Consider the following 21748-nt stretch of genomic DNA (forward strand, 5'->3'; position numbering starts at 1 on the left):
AAAGACACGTTCTGCTGCCCCCTCGGTGTGCAGAACGTGTCTTTTCGTTTTCAACCTAATTGTACATGTAAACCATTCAATATCTATTCAGGATCTGCAACCTTAACCAGTTGCTTGCCCAGATTATCTCCCGAGAAAAGACCCATAAATGCTTCCGGCGTCTGTTCGAACCCGTCCACAATGTTTTCTTCATACTGGATATGACCTTCCTTGATCCATTTCGCCAACTTGGCGCGGCCTTCCTTGAAGGATTTCGTATAGTCACCCAGCAGGAAACCTTTCATTAATGCTGTATTTGTTAACAGCAGCGTCTGTGGTCGCATCCCGATATCCGGCTTCTCCAGATTATAGGACGAGATCTGACCGCATAACGGAATACGTGCATTCCGATTGATGTGGCGCAAGACTGCATCCGAGATGTCCCCGCCCACATTGTCAAAGTAGACATCTACACCGTCCGGGCAAGCCCGTTCAATGGCCGCTGACATATCCTGCTCCTTCTTGTAGTTCAACACCACATCGAAGCCCAGCTTTTCTTTCAAATAAGCGCATTTCTCATCAGAACCTGCAATACCAACCACGCGTGCTCCCACAATTTTACCAATCTGACCTGCAATCATGCCTACCGCTCCGGCTGCTCCCGATACAACAACCGTTTCGCCGTCCTTCGGTTTGCCGATATCCTCCATACCAAAATAAGCCGTCAGACCCGTCAGGCCCAGCGCACCCAGGTAAGCCGTGATTGGTGCTTCTTCGGTATCAATTAGCGAAAGATCAGCCGTATTCACTGCGGCATATTGCTGCCAGCCCCACATACCGGATACGAGGTCACCTTTGCGCAGATTCGGTTCCGAAGATTCCACAACCTGTCCAATGGCTCCACCCTTGATCACTTCATTTAACGCGTACGGTGCAGCATAGGATTTTGTATCTTTCATGCGGCCCCGCATGTATGGATCAACCGACAAATATAATGTACGTACCAGGACTTGCCCAGCTTCCGGTTCAGGAAGAGGTGCATCAATGAATTTGAAATTCTCTCTGGATGGGGCACCTTCGGGACGAGAAGCAAGTACGATCTGTTTATTTAAAGACACCAAAATTACCTCCTTGTTGCCAAGTGGACGCAAGGTTAACCCTTGTCAGCTGAGATCACTTACCACTGGCTCTGTGTTATCACTTCTTAATAGTTTAAACCGAAACAGGCGGTTCACAAACGTGGGCCGCCTTGAAATATGCAAATATCGTCACATTGTAGCTGCTTTTGGCTATTATTGTGCTGTCAAAATCACTGGACCATCCGCCGTAATCGCAATCGTATGTTCATACTGGGCAGACAGACTTCCATCCAAAGTACGAGCAGTCCATCCATCTGAATCCAGCTTACTTCGGAACGTACCAATATTCAGCATCGGTTCGATCGTAATAACCATGCCTTCCTTGAGACGCGGACCCCGATGAGGCGGACCGTAGTGAGGCACTTGTGGTTCCTCATGCATCTTCTCACCAATGCCGTGTCCGATAAACTCACGTACAACCGATAGGCCTTCACCTTCTGCATACACTTGAATCGCATTGGAGATATCTCCGATCCGGTTGCCCACCACGGCAAGTTCAATGCCTTTGTACAGAGAGTTTTTGGTTACATCCAGCAGATGTTGTGCTTCCGGAGTCACTTCACCTACGGCATATGACCAAGCCGAATCCGCCAGCCAGCCATTCAGATTAACGACCATGTCGATTGTAACGATATCGCCGTCTTTCAGTGCATATTTTCCCGGAAACCCGTGACAGATCACATCATTAACCGACGCACATGTCGCATATTGGTACCCGTTATATCCCTTTTGTTCCGGCGTAGCGCCATTTTTCTTCATAAAAGCTTCTGCAAACTGGTCGATCTCCTGTGTCGTAATGCCTGGACGAATCATTTTGGCAATTTCTCTATGGCATGCGGCGAGAATTTCTCCGGCTTTTTTCATATATTCAATCTGTTCTTTGGTCTTTATTGTAATCATAACAACTGCTCCTGTCCGTTAAAATCTTATCCTGTCCTCTATTGTAACGCTAAACGCTCAAAATAAAAAATTCCGCGCAATCAGCAACATCCTATTATACGCCAAGCTCCTGTCCAATGAATACAATTATCCATGAAAAACTCGAAACCCCTTCTGATCTAGCCACGTATATGCTTAAAACAGTTGAAGTCGAAAGGGTGAAAGCTCATGTTCAAAAAGATTATCGGCAAACTTATCGATTCCAAATCTTCATCTCACCGCAAACGTCATAGCTCCTCAGACAGGCGCTCATATAAACGTCACAGCAGCTCCTCAGGCAAGCGTTCCTACAAGCGCTATTCTTCTTCAGATGTGAAATACCGGGATAGCCGTAGTGGCTCCGGGTATTACAAAAGCAGGAAATATAGCTCCAGCTAAGCGGCTTTCACGACTGCTTTTAAAGAGTAATGATCACACCAGCTTATTGGACCCTACAATAAATGAATATGTAATAAAGGGGTGTTCGCTAGCCATACACACGGCTAACAGAACACCCCTTTATTGTTTCTATATAAGTATGTATCAATTTTGCTGAGTAAGCGAGAGCCTGTCTTGCTGAAGGTGTCCACTGGATCAACATCTATAAATTCCCTTTTTCAATTGCGTCAATTATATCATCTGTAGAGTAGACCCTACCCGAAGAAATATCTTTTTTGGCTTGCATAATTAAAGCTTTGAGCTCCAGATCACTTTCTATTTCTTCCTGAACCACGTTTTCCAGCGGCTTGATTAAATAATGCTTACCTTCAATATCCACAATGGTGTCTTTTTTGCTATGAAACCATGTTTTGAATAATTCGGCATGATCGCCTTCCAGTTTTTTAAGCATAAGATGAATCGCCTCCTTCAACGTGTAATTGTTATCCATTATATCATTTAACCCACTGTTTTGATACGTTTTGCATTTTCAGCAAAAAGGAAAAAGACCCCTGAAGATATAATACGAAGAGGTCACGGATAACAAATATAGGTCCGCCTATAGAGCTTATTCATTGTAATTTCAGCAACACATTCTCAATTTCTGCCTGTAACTCCGTCGCTCCACCCTCATAACCTGGACGGAGTCCAAGGAGTCGCTCCAGCATCTGGTGCAATTCCGGCGTAAGCTTCAGTTCCTCCTGCCAACTGGCGGGTTCACGGCCCTTCTCTGGCTCATAAGCCGAATACAGCATAAAGAGAAGAAAGTGGCCGATATCCTGCAAATCATGATCCGGTGTAGCCGGTTCATCTTCAGGCTCAGGGACTTCACGCATACGTCGCTTTAGCTCCGGCAACAACGGCTCCCCCAAGCGTCTCGCCAGGCCAAAGTCAATCAGATGCACCGTCCCTTCACGTAAAATAACATTGGGAATCCGCACATCTCCATGAATATATCCCTGCTCATGCACATGAGCCACTGGAGCCAGCAGTTGACCTGCCAATTCCACACATTCCCGCTCCGTATATCGAAGACCTTGCTCAAATATGCAATCTTCCAGCGTCTGTCCACGAATATACTCGGTAACGATATAACTTCGTCTCCCGGATGTGAATACATCCAATAGATCAGGGATCGCTGGATGATGCAGACGTCTCATCACGTCCGCCTCCCGCTCCAACAGGTGCGCAGAGAGTCTGCCCTTGCTAGGCTTGGACTCCTTCAATGCCACTTCCCTGCCGTTCTGGTCATCTGTACACAGGTATGTCAGCCCATAACTCCCCATACCCAGCAATTCCTGTATTGTATAACGCTCAGCAATGGTCGTGCCTTCCCGCCGAGGACGATCCGTCCATAGTCCAAGCAATCTTTGCCAACTTCGTCGCAGCTCCACAGATCCTCCCACGCCAGCTTCCTGATCCACTCAGTCTTTATCTATACTGAGCAGTTCGTTGCCAGTCTTCATGTTGTATGGAGCTTATTATATCAGGCCCATAATGCAAAATCACGATGGGTAAATGCCTGTTGCTCAAGCTTCCTTATGCTTCTTGGGCAGGAACCCGAACAACATACGCAGGGATACTCCTTTGGGTTTGCGTTTTCTTCCCTGAAAACTGCGCAGATTGGTTACGAGTTCACGATCCCGCTCCTCTTCCAGCTTCTCGTTCATCCATAGACGCTGTTTTTCCATCTGTTCCTGAAGAGCCATATGTGTATCAGCCAGATGCTGAAGGGTCAGCTCCAGTTCATCGACCCGCTGTTGCAGCAGCTGTACCCGATCATCCTGTTGTTGTTCCACGGCACCATAAGTCACCTCACTTACCAGTTGCCCCAGACCTTCATAGGATCTCAGATTACCCATTATTTCAGGTTCTTGAGGGAGTACAGATGACATGACTGTCGCTGCACATTCCGTCTCTGACAGACCTTCAATTCCCACCACCGGGACATCTACTTCTACTACAGCTACAGGTACTTCTGGAGCCAATACAGTCACCACAGCATCAGCCAGGGGTAGATTATGCTCTCTGAGTTCAGTCATCAGGCGTTCAATGCACTCGATGTCGTCGGACTTAAATAGTCTGGATTTGTTGGCTGACCGTTCGAACCGGTATCCCTGTTCTTCCAGTGCCGCCGCATATTTACGAAGAGTACTTGCACCTATGCCCAGGCTCTTGGCCGTTTCCGTCGTTGCTCCCGCTTCTTCAATCATCATTAATTCCCTCCCGGAATGAAGTCTTTTGGGAATCAATTTCATAATACCTTTAGTGAGTTATGAAATTGATTCTTGGATAAAAACATTATGGCTTCAGCGTTCCTTTTTTTGGAACCGTCATCGGATCGGGGCAACCTGTCTCATGGATCAAGTATGCTTATCTTTTGCTTGTCCGTATGTATTCGTCAGCTTCTCGGCAGATCCCTTTGGCGGTTTTGTTCTGTTTCTGCGGATTCCTAAGAAGTTTTGTCAGGTATATGATCCGCACAAATAACCCCCAATCCGACAACGAACATGAATGCCGTCATGTCGAATGACACAGGTGCAAACGCCGTCAAATCATATGATTATGAATTATTCATGTCAATTTTGTTAACTCCTTTACTCCAATACGCTCCCGCGATAGCGGATATCATTGCTGTACAGCTTTTCCATGTGTTATCTTATGTAACGTAGAAGTGGATTCCAGCATAAAATAAAGGACTATACTTAACATAGGACACATTAGTAACGGATAAATATCAATCTAAATGGGGGCTGAACGGCAGTGTTAGGCAAATCAGGCAAAGTAGCGGTGATCGGGGCGGGTCTTGTCGGTTCGAGTTGTGCGTATTCCATGATTAATCAATCTATATGCAGGGAAATTATGATGGTGGACCGGACGTATGACCGTGCTGTAGCACAGGCACTGGATTTTTCCCATTGTATGGACTTCACACATAACCGCACTAAGGTATATGCAGGCACGTACGCCGATTGTGGCAATATGGATGTGATTATCTTAACTGCCGGGGCGAATCCCAAGCCAGGACAAACACGGCTGGATATTCTGGAGGAAGCAGAGTCGATTGCCAAAGACATCGTGGTCCCGATCATGAACAGTGGATTTAACGGGATTTTTGTCGTCGCTGCTAATCCGGTTGACATAGTAACTTATATGGTATGGAAATTATCCGGCCTCCCGCGCGAACACGTCATCGGTACAGGCACGTCCATTGATTCTTCACGACTCAAAACACTGCTGTCTGAAGTCTTCTCCATCGATCCACGCAGTGTGCATGGTTATGCTCTCGGGGAGCATGGAGAATCACAGTTCGTGGCCTGGTCGCATGTGACCATCGGTGGCAAACCGATTATGCATATCATGGATCAGCACAAGGAGCGCTTCAAACATCTGGATCTGGAGGATATTGCACGCAAAACAAAGGATGCCGGCTGGGAAATCTTTACCCGTAAAGGTTCTACCCAATTCGGAATCGGCAATGCCCTCGCGCATATCACTCGTTCCATCCTCAATGACGAACACAAGATCATCGCCGTATCGGCTATTCTGGACGGAGAGTACGAGCAACATAACGTATGCGTCGGTGTTCCTGCAATCATCGGTGGCAATGGTATTCAAGAGATTATCGAATTGAATCTGGATGCAACGGAACGTGAGAAATTCAACAATTCCTGTGAAATCCTATCTGGTAACATCAATCGTCTGACATTGGTATAAGCCATTCGTATACAACTCCACTTTGTATGCTTCAGCTCAACTTCAAAAGCCTGCCAACGCAAACATGCCAATAACACTCCATGCGAGGAGTCTTATTGGCATGTTTGCGTTTATTATTTTTCACAGCCAGATGAATCAATTTCATAATTGATTTGAGTAGTTGTTCAATTTGGTGCAAGTTGAGGTTCGTCCCTTGGCCCCCACTGTTGTAACACCCGCTTCAACTCACTCAGCATAACCGGTTTGCTAATGAAGTCACGCATACCAATCTCCAGACAAGCTTCCTTATCTTCACGTTTGGCATTGCCTGTAACTGCGATGATTGGAGGTATGCGATCCTGTGGAATTAGGCGGTGTAAAAGGTCTGTCGCCTTCAGTCCATCCATCACAGGCATATGAATATCCATCAGGACAATATCATAAGCATTCTGAGAGATGGCATCAATTGCTTCCACACCATTAGTACATACATCTGCGTGGTATCCGAGCTTCTCCAGATATTCTCGTAAAATCTTCCGGTTCACCGGATGATCCTCCGCCACCAGAATACGCATGGCGACCTTGTCACTCTGACGTGTGCGATCATGATGGAACTGACTTGCTGTCTGCTCTGCTGAAGCATCTACACTCGCCGCAGGAACAGCAAACCGGAAGGTTGAGCCTTCCCCTTCTATGCTCTCGACACTAATACTGCCTCCCATGATCTCCACGAGTCGCTTGGAAATGACCAGTCCCAATCCGGTACCACCATACTTCCGGTTAATCACCGGGTGTAGTTGAGAGAAGGACTGAAACAACTGATCCAGCTTGTCAGCGGGGATGCCAATTCCCGTATCTTGTACCGCAAAATCAAGAACACTGTCTTCAGGCTTTCTGCCCTTGATAATATCCACGGCAACCTCAATGCTTCCCTGATCTGTGAACTTGAGCGCATTGCCAACCAAGTTCACCAGAATCTGCCGGATACGTATGGCGTCACCGACCATGAACTCAGGGATGCTCGGATTGAGACGATATCTGATCTCCAGATGTTTCTCATCTGCAAGCGGTTTAAACAGTTCGGCAACCTGTTCCAGCATCTTGCGTAATGCAAATGGTTCATAAGCCAGTGCCATTTTCCCGGATTCCAGCTTACTGAAGTCCAAAATATCATTAAGGATGTTCAGCAGAGCATCACCGCTGTCTCGAATAATCTCGGCATATTCACGCTGTTCTTCCGATAAATCGGTACCGATCAACAATTCTGTCATCCCCACGATCCCGTTCATCGGTGTCCGGATCTCATGGCTAACCATCGACAGAAATTCCGACTTGGCCTGAGCTGCCAGCTCAGCTGTCTCTTTGGCACGTACAATTTCACGTTCGCCAGTCACATCATTAAATACAACCACCGCGCCCTGAATCTGTCCCTGTTCAATAATCGGCGTCACCTGATACTGCACCAGAAAGCTGCTGCCATCTTTACGCCAGAACACATCTTCCTTGATTGAACGTATCTGTCCATCCAACACGGTCATGTGGATCGGGCATTCTTCTTGTGGCAAATGACTTCCGTCTGCACGGGTGTGATGGATGATGGGATGTGAGTTTTTGCCAATGAATTCTTTCGCCTCATAACCGAACATCGAAGCTGCTGCTGGATTCATAAACATGGTGATTCCATCCGCATCCAAACCAAATATTCCTTCTGTAACCGTGTTGAGAATCAGCTCATGTTGCTTGCTGAGCTCCTGAATCCGTTCCGTGTATTCCTTGCGCTCGGTAATATCGGACACGATCCCATAGACGCCCACCATTTCCTTATCCACAATAATGGGCACATTCGTAACAGATACTTCAATCTTCCGACCACTTGAATTAACGACTCGGGTCTCATAATATTGCGGTTCGCCTTGCTTCACCATGTCAAAATAATGTTTGCCATGTTGCACTTCGCATTTATCCAGATTGGATAAAAAAGATTGGCCAATAAGCTTATTACGCGGAATATCCAACATTTGCACCAGTTTGCTGTTCACTGCGCTGTATTTACCTTCCAGATTCAATGAATACACAGCTGCCGGGTTATGTTCGAACAACGATCTGTATCGCTGACGGCTTTCCCGAAGACGTCTTTCCGCATCCTTATGCTGGGTGATATCCCTGCTGATGCTTACAATCTGGACACTCTTGCCACGCTCTCCAGCCACAGGTTTCGCCAATGTCTCCATCCAGATATAATGTCCCTTCTTGTGCAACACACGCATCTTGCAACCATTGCCGATCTTGGAAAGATCCATAGGGTCCGGATAATCTCCCGAATAACAATAATCTTTGAAGGACTTTCCTATGACTTCCTCCGGCCTATAACCCAGTAAGGTGTACACGGAAGGGGAAACGTATAACAACTCGCCATCCGTAGCACAAGTTGTAATCAGATCTTGTGCATGGTCAGCCAGCACCTGATATTTCTCCTGTGCCTCCTTAAGCTCACGTTGCACTTCCAGGATATCGGTAACATCTTTGGCAATGCCATAGATTCCTACAACTTCTTTTCCCTCCGTTATAGGCACATACGTTATCTCTGCCTGTTTCAGGGAACCATCTTTATGATAAAAAGTAATGGGATTACTGACTGAACGTCCAGCCAGTACCTCTTTAATGTATTGTTTGCGTGAATTTTCACTGTCCGGAGGACAGATCTCACTCTGATTCATACGAATCAAGTCATCCAGTGTATACCCAGATATCCGCTCTACCGAGGGATTAGCATCAATATAGTTTCCATGGATGTCCATTACATAAATGGCATCCGGATGGTTAAAAAACAGTGATTGGTAAGAACTTCCCTCAGAAATAATGCGCTTCAGGGTTTCCGTTTTATTAATATCCAAGGCTTACCCCTCTTTTCTCAGCCAATATCTTCATCTAACAGCAGGGATTAATTATCCCTTACAAAAATGGGCCTACCCTCGAATAACCATGTAAGCCTGCCTAGAAACAGCTTTTTTTATTTTACCAGATTCTCGTCTCATTTTGCTTGCAATCTATGATTCAATTCACACGATGTGTGAGGTAATACTTGGAATTTTGATTTACTTAGGAGGTGCCTGCAAAGGCAGACATTTTATACAAAGATCAAATTAAGCCTCTAACAAGCTTGAAGTTCAAGTCCAAGTCAGCCGATTCTGGCGGATGGCTAAACGATTTTCTAAAGAACCCAGGACATCTTATTTGGCGTCCATGTGCTCTTTTTATATTTTAAGGAACATCAGACACGTTAATCCCCATAATCTCCTGTCATATACGCTGCAAACGGTTGTTTCATTGGATATAACATGTCTCAGGTTCCTTAGATTGCTGAGATCACTTCAAATCCTTGATTAAGACTCCTCAGGTTCGTTAGCGAGCTAATCATTCATGATGGGTGGTCAGACATTAGAAAAAATCCTCCTGAAGCCTACATACAATAGAGCTTGCATGTTTTGCTTAAAGAGGATTTGGATCTACGATAACCAAGGGTGTAACAGATTATTCAGATTTCTTTTTTCGCAAAATACATCATGCCGATTCCAATGAAAATAACAGCACTGCCTCCAACAACCGCCAGCATTGTGATCAGTGGAACATTGTAGGCTCCGAAACCTGCGCCGTCCACGGGTGTCATCAGAATCATCGGTTGTGCCCATGGATAATACGGCCCATATGTCGCCGAGTTTACAATGAGAATATTCGGTATGGTCAATGCAAAATTCAGTGCGAGCGGTGCGGCAAAGCTGCTCCACACCAATGAAACGAACATCTGCAGGGCAGCCAGGGGTATACAGGCCAGCAAGCCAAGCAGCAGTTTACCTACCAAGAATCCCCAAGGTACTGGCATCGTAATGCCGTGAAACATGCCTGCCAGCAGAATGGACATCAGCAATAATACTTGTGTACCCGCCAGAAGCATGAGCACAATCGTCAGTTTACCTGCATATACGCCTGAACGTGTGAGCGGTAAAACCAGCATCTGCTTCCACCCTCCACCTGCATGTTCGAAACGGCAGACAAAGGACGTAAACACACCAGTCAGCATCGGTAACAATAACAATCCGTGCAGGAAAACCATCGTGGTCATCAATACCTGCCAATTGCCCGATGGCGTGGACAACAGTCCGATGAGCAGCGCAATGAGTGGACTCAGCAGAATCAGGAGCCATATGGGCGATTTGCTCATTTTCAATCGTTCAGCGGACAAGATTCGGAAGTACGTTGTCGCAAAGCTCATATCAGGCCACATCCTTCCGGCTAAAATGCATCATACCCAGCAACAGGATTAATAACCCTAGACCTGCCCCCATGCCTGCATACAGGTATGGATTAGGCCCATTCCAGGCCATCTGTGCCCATGCGAGCGGAAAGATTGGTGAGATACTGAGTGAGAACATACCCGTTATCGCGAGAACGATGCCCAGGGTGACGGGAAGCGCCTGATTTTTGTTAACCATCGTGAGCCACAACTCCAGTGACAACACCGGAAGTGCACCAGCCAAAGGCAATAGACCCAGCTTGATCGCATGTGTCCAAGGTATTTCGCTGGCATGGAATCCGAGGATCAGACCCAGACCTACAATGCCTGCGGTTAAGAGCAGGCAGGAGATCACCAGCAGCACACAAGCAAGCAGGAACTTGGCTAAATACACGGCTGGTCTGGGAATGGGCATCGCGAGCAACTGTTTCCACGATCCCTGTTCATGCTCAACATTAGCGATCATGGAGCTGAGAATGGTTGCTCCCAGCATCAGAGACAAGGGCACAAAGACAACCACATTGCCCAATAATCCGCCCCACAGGTTATCTGCATACTGCTCTTTCAGATAGTCCAGCCGTAAGCCAAAATTAAGCGCCTGCATCGCTGTCAATCCAAGAGGGGCCAGAAAGACAAGAAACCAGATCCCTTTCCCCCGAATCTTGAGCCAGTCTGACGATAATGCACGCCCGGTCATATGGAAGCCCCCTCGCCAATGACCCGCATGAACAGATCTTCCAGCGACTGACGCTGTTCCTCTACACGATACACATCATGATCCTGCTCAATTAATCGGCGCACAAGCAGTGCCACTGAACTGTTATCCATATAAGGAAAAGTTAATGCAGAACCTTGTTGCTGACCAAATTGGCCCTGTTCTCTCGCCAGCTTCATAGCCTCTTCCGGCTCGGAAACCGTTAATCGGATAGAGCTACCCGTCTGACTATGCAGACTTGCGATGGTATCCTGAAGCACCATCTTGCCTTCACGGATAATACCAACACGACTTGCCATCTGTTCGACTTCACTCAGCAAGTGGCTGGAAACCAGAACGGTAATGCCATGTTCCAGCGGCATGCGTTTGATCAGTTCCCGAATCTCCTGAATACCGGCAGGATCAAGCCCATTCGTTGGTTCGTCCAGAATCAGCAGCTCTGGTTCACCCAGCAAAGCGCTGGCAATACCCAGACGTTGCTTCATCCCAAGGGAATACCCCTTCACTGAACGTTTGGCATCCTTGGTCAGATCTACAATGGACAGCACTTCAGCAATTCTTGATTTAGGTACATTGATGATGCGGCGCAAAGTTTCCAGATTCTCTACTGCGTTCAGATGGCCGTAATAGGACGGGTATTCGACCAAGGAACCCACACGGCGCAAAATATCCATGCGATCCTTGCGGATATCCTTGTCGAAGACACGGATCACACCTTTGGTTGGTTTAATCAAGCCGAGAAGCATGCGAATCGTTGTTGTTTTGCCGGCGCCGTTGGGACCGAGGAAGCCGTAGATATCTCCCTTTTTAATATGCAGATCAAGTTCACGGACCGCTGCACGGTCCCGGTATGTTTTCCATAAATTAGCCGTTTGAATAATATTTTCACTCACTGTATGATCACCTCAGAACTATCGTAACCTTCCAAGGTTAAAGCCAAAGTAGTCTCTAGTTTAAGTTTAGTTTAAAAAGCTATTTCAGCGGTTTGTTGTTTCCTTATTTCCCTTACCACTGTAGATATATGTCTGTACACCCGCATCGGAACTATCTACCCGCTTGCGCAGACTCATCTCACGAATCAACAGGTCTACAATGGATAAGCCCAGACCTGTGCCTTTTGTGTCGGAATCCTGCTGCATTCCCGGACCCCGATCCTGAATAACAATAGCCGTCTCACCCTGAATCTCCTGGGTTGATATGCTAATATACTTCCCGCTGGCGGCATGACGGATCACGTTTTGGAACAAATTATCAAGTACACGGCGCATGCCCTGTTCATCCATATGCCAGATCAGCGGTTCCTCCGGGAGGTCAATATCAATCTCAAATTGCTCTTTCTCCCAGACCGGGTACCAGGCCGCCGCCGTTTCCCTGACGATCCGCAGTATATCTTTCTCTTCCAGCTTCAGTGTATATTTCCCGCTCGTGAGCAAGTTGTAGGATAACATGTTGTCAATGAGCCCGCCGAGGTCCTCCATCTTTGCTTCCATGCGATGTAATGAACGGTCACCTTGCTCGCTCAGCTCTTCCTTGTGCAAGGCATGCATATGTCCACGAATCACCGTTAGCGGGGTACGCAGATCGTGGGAAAGCCCCGCAATGAGACGTTTGCGCAATTGTTCCTCCTCGCGTTCACGGTGACGGCTATCGGACAGTTGATGCACCATCTGATTGAAGGCTTCTTCCAGTTGACCGATCTCGTCTGACTGGCGGATATCTACCGGAAGCGGGAGGCCTTCCTTGCCTGTGGTCATCATGGCTGTCTGCAAACGAATAAGTCGTTTGCGAATGCGTGCGAAGAAGAGAATCGACATCATGATGAAGCTCAGAAAGATGATGGTCATTACAATGCCGAGATACAAAAGTTCCAGCAGCCCGTTACTGTGATTCATTTGCAGAAGTGATCTCGGCACTTCAATGATCATGAAGCCCTGCCCTCTGTCCTTTTCACCCCCGCCAATATATGAAACTACGGTCAACGGATCGCGAAAGGAAGCCTCTTTCATGAATTGCACCGTATTGTTCGCATTCCATTCGGCTGGAATTCGGGTCTCTGCCGTTTGCCCGGAATCCAGTGACCATCTCAATGTCGTGTCTGTCCTGCCATCCGGCGACGTGGATTCCAGAAGCGTTACATCTTCACTACCGAGAATAAAGAGGGTCTCACCGCTCGCTTTCACACGATACATGGAAGATTTGGGATACGAGCCATGTAATTGCTCCAACCGGGCCTTAATCTCTTCATCCGAAGCACCATTCAGGTTCTCCGCTTCAAGCGACCAGAGGTTACTGATCTGGGTAACGTCACCATAAGGTGCCGCTTGATTCATATTCGTGTTATTCACTACGACAACATATATGATGGACATGATCGGAAGAATGACGGGGACGAATAATACTGCCGCCAGAATCAGGATGATATATCTGGACATCAAGGACCGCCCAAAGCGAAGCTTGCGCTGCCCGGATTGCTTTTGATCCATGCTTCGTTCTCCCTTCATGATCTTCCTTTCTCTAAACCACCGGATCATGGCTTCTTCACACGATATCCCACACCACGGACCGTCTGAATAACTACCGGATTGGCCGGATCAAGCTCCAGCTTTTCGCGTAGATGTCGAATATGTACCATTAAGGTTTTGTCCCCATCCAGATAGGGCTCGTTCCAGACGGCTTCATAGATCTGCTCTTTGGTTCGAATCATGCCCATATGCCGTAGCAGGTAGGCGAAGATGTGGAACTGTTTTCCCGATAAAATAATCTCATCTCCCGTCTCCTCATTGATAATTCGATTGTCCTTCTCATAGATGGAGAGATGATCCAGCTTCAGGGCTGTATCCGATGAGACCGCTGTTCCTGCCTTACGCAGTTGTACTTCAATCCGGGCAGCCAGTTCATCGGGGTGAAATGGTTTGGTCACATAGTCATCGGCAAAATCAAGACCGTGCAACTTATCGTCAATGGACGTTCTGGCCGAAAGCATGACAATGGGCACGGCGGGATGTTCTTTTTTCAGTCGCTGGCCCACCGTAAATCCATCCAGCCCGGGCAGCATGACATCCAGAATAATGAGTGAGCAACCGACAGCAGCCTCCGCTGCACCTTCACCACTGCCGAGCCACACCACCTCATAACCGCGCTCCTCCAGATCGGCTCTGACCCAAGTCGCAATTTCCGTATCATCTTCAATATATAACAGTTTGGTTTTCATCCGAATATTCGTTTCCTTTCTGCCCCCATTGGGTTAATGATATATCTGAGCATCATCATGATAAAAGCTGTCTATAACATATGGATTCATGTCTTGTTGAAACAATGTTGAAGTCCTTTACGTTACCACACATGCTAATTATAGCTTATCCATTAACGTGGGGAATGTCATATTAATCAAGTCTACCAAGTACATATCAGTTCTACACCTGACGGGAGGAAATTCATTATGCTGCTGGAAGCCATCTATCATCAACCGAAACGAAACTGGGCCTATGCCTATGACCAAGATACAATCCACCTGCGCCTGCGTGCCAAAAAGAATGATCTGACCGAGGTACATGCCCTGACCGGGGATAAATATGCGTGGGATGCAACCAAAGCGCTGGTTCCCTTAACAAAGTTCACCTCTGACTCCATGTTCGATTACTTCGAGGGTGAGGTGAAACCTCCCTACCACCGACTGAAATACTCTTTTCTGCTCAAAAACGGAGACGAACAGATCTGGATGACCGAGACGGACTTCCAGGAAGAAGAACCGGATGATCCAGGTCGTATGTTCCAGTTCCCTTATATTCATGCCGGAGCTGTATTCACACCCCCTGCATGGGTTAAGGATGCAGTGTTCTATCAGATTTTCCCTGAACGATTCGCCAACGGCAACCCGGATATTAGTCCGGAAAAGGTGGAGCAGTGGGGTGGCGAGCCGACACCTTTCAATTTCTTCGGCGGTGACCTTCAGGGCGTGATCGACCATCTGGATTACATCAGCGATCTTGGCATTAATGCGATCTACTTCACACCCATCTTCGAAGCCACTACCAATCACAAATACGATACCGAAGACTACCTGCGGGTAGACCGGCACTTTGGTGACGCAGATACCGTGAAACGACTGGTCGAGCTGTGCCATGCACGCGGAATTCGCGTACTTCTGGATGCTGTGTTCAACCATTCCGGGAAGACATTTGCGCCGTTTGTAGATGTGCAGAAGAACGGAGAACAATCCAAATATAAGGACTGGTTCCATGTACACGAATACCCGCTGGACGTGAAGGATGGCATTCCTACGTATGAGACCTTCGGGTTCGAAGCGCATATGCCAAAGCTGAATACGGAGAATGCCGAGGTTAAGGCCTATCTGCTGGAGGTTGCCGAGTACTGGATCAAGGAAGTGGGTGCGGACGGATGGCGGCTGGATGTGGCAGACGAAGTGGACGATGCATTCTGGCGTGATTTCCGCCGTGTAGTCAAAGCGGCTAATCCGGATGCCTACATTCTGGGCGAAGTATGGAACGAGTCTTCTTCCTGGCTGCAAGGCGACCAGTTCGATGCGTCCATGAACTATCCGTTTACCGATGCCGTGAATGCTTTCTTTGTGAAAAATACGATGCACGCCGAACAGTTCGCAAACTCCATCGGGCGACAGTTATCCCGTTATCCGCTTCAGGCCAGCGAAGTGGCGTTCAACTTGCTGGACAGCCACGATACCACGCGGCTGCTCACGCTGTGTGAAGGCGACCAGCGCAAGATGAAGCTGGCTGCGTTATTCCAGTTCAGTTACATGGGTGCTCCATGCATCTATTACGGAGACGAGATTGGCATGGACGGCGAACATGATCCGGGCTGCCGTAAATGCATGGAATGGGATGAAGCGAAGCAGGACCGAGAGCTGTTCGACTTTTATCAGAAACTGATCTCCCTGCGTCATGCGCATCCTGCCCTGCGTGCAGAAGGCACCGTTCGTTTCCTGCAGGCTCGTCATGATGGCAGCCAACTGGTATTTGAGCGGCAAAATGAGGAGGAACGCATTCTGGTTCTGTTCAATCGATCAGAAGAGACAGCTATTGTCGAGCTGGAGGCCGGTGACGAGGAATGGACCGAGTTATTTGGCGGAAACCATCGTACCGCCAAGGAAGATGGCGTACTCGCCATTGAACTGCCCGCGTATGGATATGCCGTATTGAGTACTAGTCTCACATAAACACCAAGCTATCCTTGCTCATATGCAAGACTGGAGTCTGTTCAATTCATCGGCATATCAAACGAAATAGGCGCTCCCAGATCTGTTCCTGATCTGTGGAGCACCTATTTGATTTTGACGTTATTCATTATGGCCATGGATTACTCTGGCCGAACCAGCTGTTCCTTGAGCAACTGGATGGTGGCCTCATATTGTACAAGCCCCACTTGCAGACACAGACGCTGTGCAGGCGAAATACGTTCGCCAAATTCCTCCATCTGGCGCTGAAGTTCAGCGTATAACATTTCCTTTCGCTTCAACTGGCTGGATATCCAACCCGTTACGGTATCTTCATCCGCCAACTCTCCGAAATACAACCGCATCAGAAAATCAGAACGAAATACCTCAGCTTCCAAAGGACTCATTAAATAGGCGTGAAATTGCGCTGCTCCTTCAGGGGTCAATGAATACACGTTCTTATCAGGTTTCCCTTCCTGCTTCACCGATTCCTTAGTCAGCAATCCTGACTTTTCCATCTTCGCAAGTGTAGGATATATGGTGCCAAAGCTGGCATCAAAGAAAAATGAAAAATATTGTTCAAAGTACTGCTTGATCTCGTATCCGGAACTTGGCTGATTGTGCAGTATTCCGAGGATGACATGCTGCGTGTTCATCGGTGTACCGCTCCTTTCCATTCCCCTTAACGTATCACAACCAGTACCCCTTGTTCAATGATCAGATGACGAAACGGTTGCTTTCAGAGCAACAGGCACAGCAGCAGGCTGGTCCTCCCTACGAGCTTCAGAACGTACCGGGCCGGAGCGTCTGATCCAGGTGCAAAGCGCACCCAGGGTCAGTGTTACTCCACCGATTACGGCAAGCAACATCGCATCCCGGCCGATCCCGTTTCCTCCGAGTACAAGGTTCATCATCCCCTCTACGGCATAAGTCGCTGGCAGATAATGACCGATAAATTGGTAGAACTCAGGCATTACATCTCGCGGAATCGTTGATCCCGAAGACAGCATCAATAGAGGCAACAGCGCGCTGTTTAACCAAGCCCCAGCATTGCCAAGCAATAGCAGGCTCAACTGAGCCATAAATAGAAAAGATATGGTGATCAGTAACTGGAACAGCCATAACATGAACCAACCGTCTGCTGATGATACCCCCATAATGTGCATCATCCCCGAACCAACGAGCGAAACGATAAATGCCGCACCAAGATTAACGATGTTACGTGCCCAGAAGCGCTCCCATTTCCCAGCTCGCCCACTCAGTTCACCAGAAACTTTCTGCAGATTCATGCTTAGCAACATCGCTCCGGTAAACGTAGCCGTTACAATCAACATCGGTACCATCGAGGAAGCAAAATTATCAACAGGATTCAGCCGCTCCACCTCTGCCTCAACACGTGAAGATAACCCCAGCGCCAACGCATCGGCCTGATCAGCAGTCATACCGGATTGATTCAGCACTCCGTGAATAACCTCCTGTTGTACTTCACGGTTCAATGTCGCTGTAACTTGTGCGGCTACGTTCTGCATCACACTTTTCACGGTAGCCACGTTTGATTCGTTCATCACATACTTAACTGCCATCGGCTTCGACAAGTCTTCTGCCTGCTGCATGAAACCTGATGGAATCTCAATAATCATGTACACATCCCGGTCCGTTAACATCTGTCTCGCTTCTTGCATCGATTCAGATGTTTTGACCTCGAAATTCAGGCCCGCTGCCAGAGACTCGGCCACCGGTTCAGCCGCTACCCCATCTTCATTCACGATGGTGACAGCCAATTGAGTCATTCTTTCGTTAACCTGGTCGTATCCGCTAAGTCAGATGATGTTAAAAAAAACCTGAAACAGCACAGCCGTAATTAAACCTACAATGGTGGCTCCGTTTTTCAAAAACAGCAGACTCGTCTGGAAAATACCTTTCATTCTATCCATCTCCTTTAATTTTGTTTCGCTCTTATATATATCGTATTGATATATGACAACAATTAATATATCTAATCGATATATAGATCGTCAATGTTTTTTTGTTTTTCTTCGTTGGAAAAAGACAAAAAAAGCCGATACATCTCTTCACCAGGAAGATTTGTACCGGCTTTTCATATCATGTAAGGACTCTTCTTCACCTTTAATAATCAAGGCTAAAGGCAGGCTCCACAAGTTAGCGTTAGATTTAATTCATATCAATCCGATTTATGCCTTAGTTTCTACGTCATTTTCAGCAGGGGACTCCGGCTCAGGCTCGGCACGCTTTGCCTTTGGTTTAGCCAGCTTTTGCATCATTTTGCGGCCGGTTGGCGTCTGGGCCAGTCCACCTTGGGCTGTCTCCCGATGGCGGCTCGGCATTGCACTGCCTACTTCCAGCATGACATCGATGACTTCGTCTGACGGAATGGCACTACGCACTCCGGCCAGGGCCATGTCAGCCGCAGCCAGCGCCGTAACTGCACCCAGTCCATTACGGACGATGCACGGGATTTCAACAAGGCCTGCGACCGGATCGCAGATAAGGCCCAGTGTATTTTTTAACGCCAAACCAACGGCATGAACGACCTGTTCCGGTGTACCTCCACGCAGTTCAACCATGGCACCCGCAGCCATGCCGATAGCGGAACCCACTTCCGCCTGACAGCCACCCTCGGCTCCGGAGATAAATGAATTGTTCGCGATAACATAACCAATCGCTCCCGCACAGAACAACCCGTTCACCAAATGTTCGTCCGTCCAGCCAAATCGCTCCTGTGAGCTAATAAAAACACCGGGGATGATGCCGCAGGAACCAGCTGTTGGTGTTGCCACGATCCGACCCATGGAGGCATTCACTTCAGATACACACAGGGCATACGCCATGGCAAGTGCGGAAGCATCTCCCGAGCAAGTCTCACCCTTGCGAATGTACTCAGCCATTTTTTTGCCGTCTCCACCTGTTAATCCACTGCGTGATGTCGTATCTTCCGTTAACCCTTTGCGTACCGCTTCCTTCATCACCTGATAATATTCAGACATCTGCTTCACAACATCCGCTTCCGGTGTATTGGTCTCCTGAACCTGCTCCTCGATCATCAGCTGAGCAATGGTTTTGGATTCTGCTGTACAGATCGTATTCAGCTCGTGCAAATGTTTAAACCGCATCCGAATCAACTCCTCTCTTCAAATCGATAACACGAATGTCCAGCACATGGTCCAGCTCTTTTAGACGCTTGAGCATATCAGGATTAGGCACACCATCCATTTCCATCGCGGTAAGTGCTTCGCCATCACGGGCTTTCCGGTCCACCTGCATATACCCGATGTTAACCCCGGATGAACTGATCGTGGACGTTACCGATGCGAGCACCCCTGCTTTATCCGCATGTCGCAGAACGAGTGTTGGAAACTCACCACTAATCTGAACACGAAAATCATTCATCGAATGCACGGATACGCTTCCACCACCAATGGATGCACCGATTAAGGAGCAGGCACGTTCTCCATGCCACAACTCAATTTTGACCGTATTTGGATGAGGAGCAGGCAGGCCACTTGTATAAAACTCAACCTCCATGCCCGCTTCCTCTGCGTATTGCTCTGCATCCGGGATACGCGGATCGTCTGTGACATAATCCAGCAGACCGCCGATCAGTGCCAGATCTGTTCCGTGCCCCTGATACGTATCTGCAAATGAACCGTACAGCGTCAGCCGGGCACGATCTGGCGTACATCCTAGCCACTGTCGAGCAATTCTCCCTAACCTTGCCGCTCCAGCTGTATGTGAACTTGAAGGCCCCGTCATCGACGGACCAATAATTGAGAAAACATCTTTAAATCGCACCTTGTAACCCTCCATTATTAATCATGATTCATATTTGTAAAATGTATTCGTCATTTCGATCCCGGAGTTCCATCCACAATGTCCCTTATTTTGGATATGATGACATCAAAAAAGGACAGAAGAAGGCCCCAGGCCCTCTCTCTGTCCTCGATACCTGAGAGTTTCACGATCAGCAGTGTCTCACGACAAGGTGCATTGCCTGCGATTACAGACAAGTTCACCGGTCTGACTGATCATATACCCCTTGGGTGGCGCAGTTCGCGCACTCTCCAGAGTTGCGTCCAACGATGGTACATTTACCTGAGAGATTAACCACTGCGCCGGGTGCGCAGCAGCTTGCTCCTTCGGTGCCTGAACACTAGCCATATTGCTCGGCTAACTCAGGTCTCTCCCGCTCGTTATCATCCGCTGTATTATCTTAATTCGATTCGAATTGGTATATTTCTAAATTTTTGATCAAGTATACCCATAGAGTAATGTACAACATCATATATGTCAACAAAAGTAACGTGTAATTATCATAAGTTCGATGTCTATTTTAACTGAAACGAATAGCATTCAGATTTCTCACTTCCGCTGAGGCACTCGTGACGTTGCTAGTTGTCGTAAATTGGATACTTATCGTGTATGCATTAGTCGTTGTAGTCGGGGATGTATCCACGTAAGTGTTGGAGGAAAGAAACCTCAACGTTCCCGAAGCATTACCGGTTCGTGAGAGTTGCAATTGATTAATTAAAACTCCGTTACGTCTCAGATTAATGTTATACGCAATACTCCAGTTAGACCCTACAACTATTGCTACTTGTGTACTATTATCGATTTTCACGCGTTGACCTGCCACTACAGGTACATTAAGTGTCTGAATCGTCGTTTCGGCTACTAATGAAAGACCCAACGCCGTGGTCTGGCTATCAGCAAACAAGGAAGAATCCGCAGGGGCAGAAGCTGCTGTCGATCCAGTAGCTCCTGTTGCGCCAGTGGCTCCGGTCGTTCCCGTTGCTCCCGTTACACCAGCCGTCCCGGTTGTTCCCGTCACGCCTGTCGCACCTGTAGCCCCAGTGACTCCGGTCGCTCCCGTTGCTCCCGTTACACCAGCCGTCCCGGTTGTTCCCGTCGCACCTGTCGCACCTGTAGCCCCAGTGACTCCGGTCGCTCCCGTTGCTCCCGTTACACCAGCCGTCCCGGTTGTTCCGGTTACGCCTGTTGCACCTGTAACCCCAGTGACTCCGGTCGCTCCCGTTGCTCCCGTTACTCCGGACGTCCCGGTTGTTCCGGTTACGCCTGTTGCACCTGTAACCCCTGTGACTCCGGTCGCTCCCGTTGCTCCCGTTACTCCGGACATCCCGGTTGTTCCGGTTACGCCTGTTGCACCTGTAACCCCTGTGACTCCGGTCGCTCCCGTTGCTCCCGTTACTCCGGACATCCCGGTTGTCCCTGTTACGCCTGTCGCACCTGTAACCCCAGTACCTCCGGTCGTCCCCGTTACGCCTGTCGCACCTGTAACCCCAGTATCTCCAGTCGTTCCGGTTACGCCTGTCGCACCTGTAGCACCAGTGACTCCCGTCGTCCCC

Annotated in this window: 16 protein-coding genes, 2 pseudogenes and 2 riboswitches; of the genes and pseudogenes, 2 read left to right on the forward strand and 16 right to left on the reverse strand. The window is 48.2% G+C overall.

All coding sequences use genetic code 11. The annotated features are described in order from the left end of the window. Nucleotides 1–83: 83 nt before the first annotated feature. The 5 genes from C161_RS19735 to C161_RS19755 all read right to left on the reverse strand — a co-directional run bounded on the left by C161_RS19735 (nt 84) and on the right by C161_RS19755 (nt 4690). Nucleotides 84–1097 (reverse strand): NADP-dependent oxidoreductase, encoded by a 1014-nt coding sequence (locus tag C161_RS19735; RefSeq protein WP_036607487.1) that lies wholly within the window; start codon nt 1095–1097, stop codon nt 84–86. 174 nt (nt 1098–1271) lie between these two features. Continuing rightward, entirely contained in the window at nt 1272–2018 is a 747-nt protein-coding gene (gene map / locus C161_RS19740; RefSeq protein ID WP_036607489.1) for a type I methionyl aminopeptidase, read from the reverse strand. Between the two features lie 619 nt (nt 2019–2637). Then, nucleotides 2638–2886, reverse strand: coding sequence for a hypothetical protein (locus C161_RS19745; protein ID WP_036672183.1), 249 nt, complete (start codon nt 2884–2886; stop codon nt 2638–2640). 160 nt (nt 2887–3046) lie between these two features. After that, a complete protein-coding gene (locus C161_RS19750; RefSeq protein ID WP_235193866.1) occupies nt 3047–3898 on the reverse strand; it encodes a serine/threonine protein kinase in 852 nt (283 codons plus the stop codon). A 105-nt stretch (nt 3899–4003) separates the two neighbouring features. After that, complete coding sequence (locus C161_RS19755; RefSeq protein WP_051447040.1) at nt 4004–4690, reverse strand: hypothetical protein; 687 nt, start codon at nt 4688–4690, stop codon at nt 4004–4006. A gap of 547 nt (nt 4691–5237) precedes the next feature. Here C161_RS19755 and C161_RS19760 point away from each other — a divergent pair. Beyond that, a complete protein-coding gene (locus tag C161_RS19760; RefSeq protein ID WP_036607494.1) occupies nt 5238–6191 on the forward strand; it encodes an L-lactate dehydrogenase in 954 nt (317 codons plus the stop codon). A 164-nt stretch (nt 6192–6355) separates the two neighbouring features. Here the strand turns inward: C161_RS19760 and C161_RS19765 are convergent, their stop codons facing one another. The 6 genes from C161_RS19765 to C161_RS19790 form a co-directional block, all read right to left on the reverse strand. Then, nucleotides 6356–9064, reverse strand: a complete 2709-nt coding sequence (locus C161_RS19765; protein WP_036672185.1) for a PAS domain S-box protein — start codon at nt 9062–9064, stop codon at nt 6356–6358. A 641-nt stretch (nt 9065–9705) separates the two neighbouring features. Continuing rightward, entirely contained in the window at nt 9706–10440 is a 735-nt protein-coding gene (locus tag C161_RS19770; protein WP_036672186.1) for an ABC transporter permease, read from the reverse strand. A gap of 1 nt (nt 10441) precedes the next feature. After that, nucleotides 10442–11158 carry an ABC transporter permease gene (locus tag C161_RS19775; protein ID WP_036672187.1) on the reverse strand — a complete coding sequence of 239 codons (717 nt, stop codon included), beginning with the start codon at nt 11156–11158 and terminating at the stop codon, nt 10442–10444. Further along, entirely contained in the window at nt 11155–12069 is a 915-nt protein-coding gene (locus C161_RS19780) for an ABC transporter ATP-binding protein (protein WP_036672188.1), read from the reverse strand. The genes C161_RS19775 and C161_RS19780 overlap by 4 nt, the downstream gene beginning before the upstream one ends. 84 nt (nt 12070–12153) lie before the next feature. Next, a complete protein-coding gene (locus C161_RS19785; RefSeq protein ID WP_076319509.1) occupies nt 12154–13659 on the reverse strand; it encodes a HAMP domain-containing sensor histidine kinase in 1506 nt (501 codons plus the stop codon). Nucleotides 13660–13703: 44 nt separating this feature from the next. After that, nucleotides 13704–14387, reverse strand: coding sequence for a response regulator transcription factor (locus C161_RS19790; protein ID WP_036672191.1), 684 nt, complete (start codon nt 14385–14387; stop codon nt 13704–13706). 228 nt (nt 14388–14615) lie between these two features. On the opposite strand from C161_RS19790, the gene C161_RS19795 reads away from it, so the two are divergent. Next, entirely contained in the window at nt 14616–16370 is a 1755-nt protein-coding gene (locus C161_RS19795) for an alpha-glycosidase (protein ID WP_036672194.1), read from the forward strand. Nucleotides 16371–16510: 140 nt separating this feature from the next. Here C161_RS19795 and C161_RS19800 read toward each other — a convergent pair whose 3' ends face one another. From C161_RS19800 to C161_RS31630, 5 genes and pseudogenes are all read right to left on the reverse strand, one after another. Further along, the gene (locus tag C161_RS19800; protein ID WP_051449824.1) at nt 16511–17023 is read right to left on the reverse strand and encodes a helix-turn-helix transcriptional regulator; all 513 of its coding nucleotides are present in this window, start codon (nt 17021–17023) and stop codon (nt 16511–16513) included. Nucleotides 17024–17077: 54 nt separating this feature from the next. Then, nucleotides 17078–18160, reverse strand: a pseudogene (locus C161_RS19805) (YhgE/Pip domain-containing protein); the annotation flags it as partial. A 399-nt stretch (nt 18161–18559) separates the two neighbouring features. After that, on the reverse strand, nt 18560–19498 hold the full coding sequence (sdaAA, locus tag C161_RS19810) for an L-serine ammonia-lyase, iron-sulfur-dependent, subunit alpha (RefSeq protein ID WP_036672202.1): 939 nt from the start codon (nt 19496–19498) through the stop codon (nt 18560–18562). After that, on the reverse strand, nt 19488–20177 hold the full coding sequence (sdaAB, locus tag C161_RS19815; protein ID WP_036607511.1) for an L-serine ammonia-lyase, iron-sulfur-dependent subunit beta: 690 nt from the start codon (nt 20175–20177) through the stop codon (nt 19488–19490). Before sdaAB ends, sdaAA begins: the two co-directional genes overlap by 11 nt. A gap of 139 nt (nt 20178–20316) precedes the next feature. Next, nucleotides 20317–20452: riboswitch (glycine riboswitch) on the reverse strand. A 4-nt stretch (nt 20453–20456) separates the two neighbouring features. After that, nucleotides 20457–20581, reverse strand: a riboswitch (glycine riboswitch). A gap of 134 nt (nt 20582–20715) precedes the next feature. Then, a pseudogene (locus tag C161_RS31630) lies at nt 20716–21748 on the reverse strand (collagen-like triple helix repeat-containing protein); the annotation flags it as partial.

The sequence above is a fragment of the Paenibacillus sp. FSL R5-192 genome (assembly GCF_000517845.1).
Lineage (GTDB): Bacteria > Bacillota > Bacilli > Paenibacillales > Paenibacillaceae > Paenibacillus > Paenibacillus amylolyticus.

Coding starts and splice junctions, on each gene's coding strand:
- map (WP_036607489.1), bottom strand. CDS start 2,018: ATGATTACAATAAAGACCAAAGAACAGATTGAATATATGAAAAAAGCC.
- C161_RS19745 (WP_036672183.1), bottom strand. CDS start 2,886: ATGCTTAAAAAACTGGAAGGCGATCATGCCGAATTATTCAAAACATGG.
- C161_RS19755 (WP_051447040.1), bottom strand. CDS start 4,690: ATGATGATTGAAGAAGCGGGAGCAACGACGGAAACGGCCAAGAGCCTG.
- C161_RS19770 (WP_036672186.1), bottom strand. CDS start 10,440: ATGAGCTTTGCGACAACGTACTTCCGAATCTTGTCCGCTGAACGATTG.
- C161_RS19775 (WP_036672187.1), bottom strand. CDS start 11,158: ATGACCGGGCGTGCATTATCGTCAGACTGGCTCAAGATTCGGGGGAAA.
- C161_RS19785 (WP_076319509.1), bottom strand. CDS start 13,659: ATGGATCAAAAGCAATCCGGGCAGCGCAAGCTTCGCTTTGGGCGGTCC.
- C161_RS19790 (WP_036672191.1), bottom strand. CDS start 14,387: ATGAAAACCAAACTGTTATATATTGAAGATGATACGGAAATTGCGACT.
- C161_RS19795 (WP_036672194.1), top strand. CDS start 14,616: ATGCTGCTGGAAGCCATCTATCATCAACCGAAACGAAACTGGGCCTAT.
- C161_RS19800 (WP_051449824.1), bottom strand. CDS start 17,023: ATGAACACGCAGCATGTCATCCTCGGAATACTGCACAATCAGCCAAGT.
- sdaAA (WP_036672202.1), bottom strand. CDS start 19,498: ATGCGGTTTAAACATTTGCACGAGCTGAATACGATCTGTACAGCAGAA.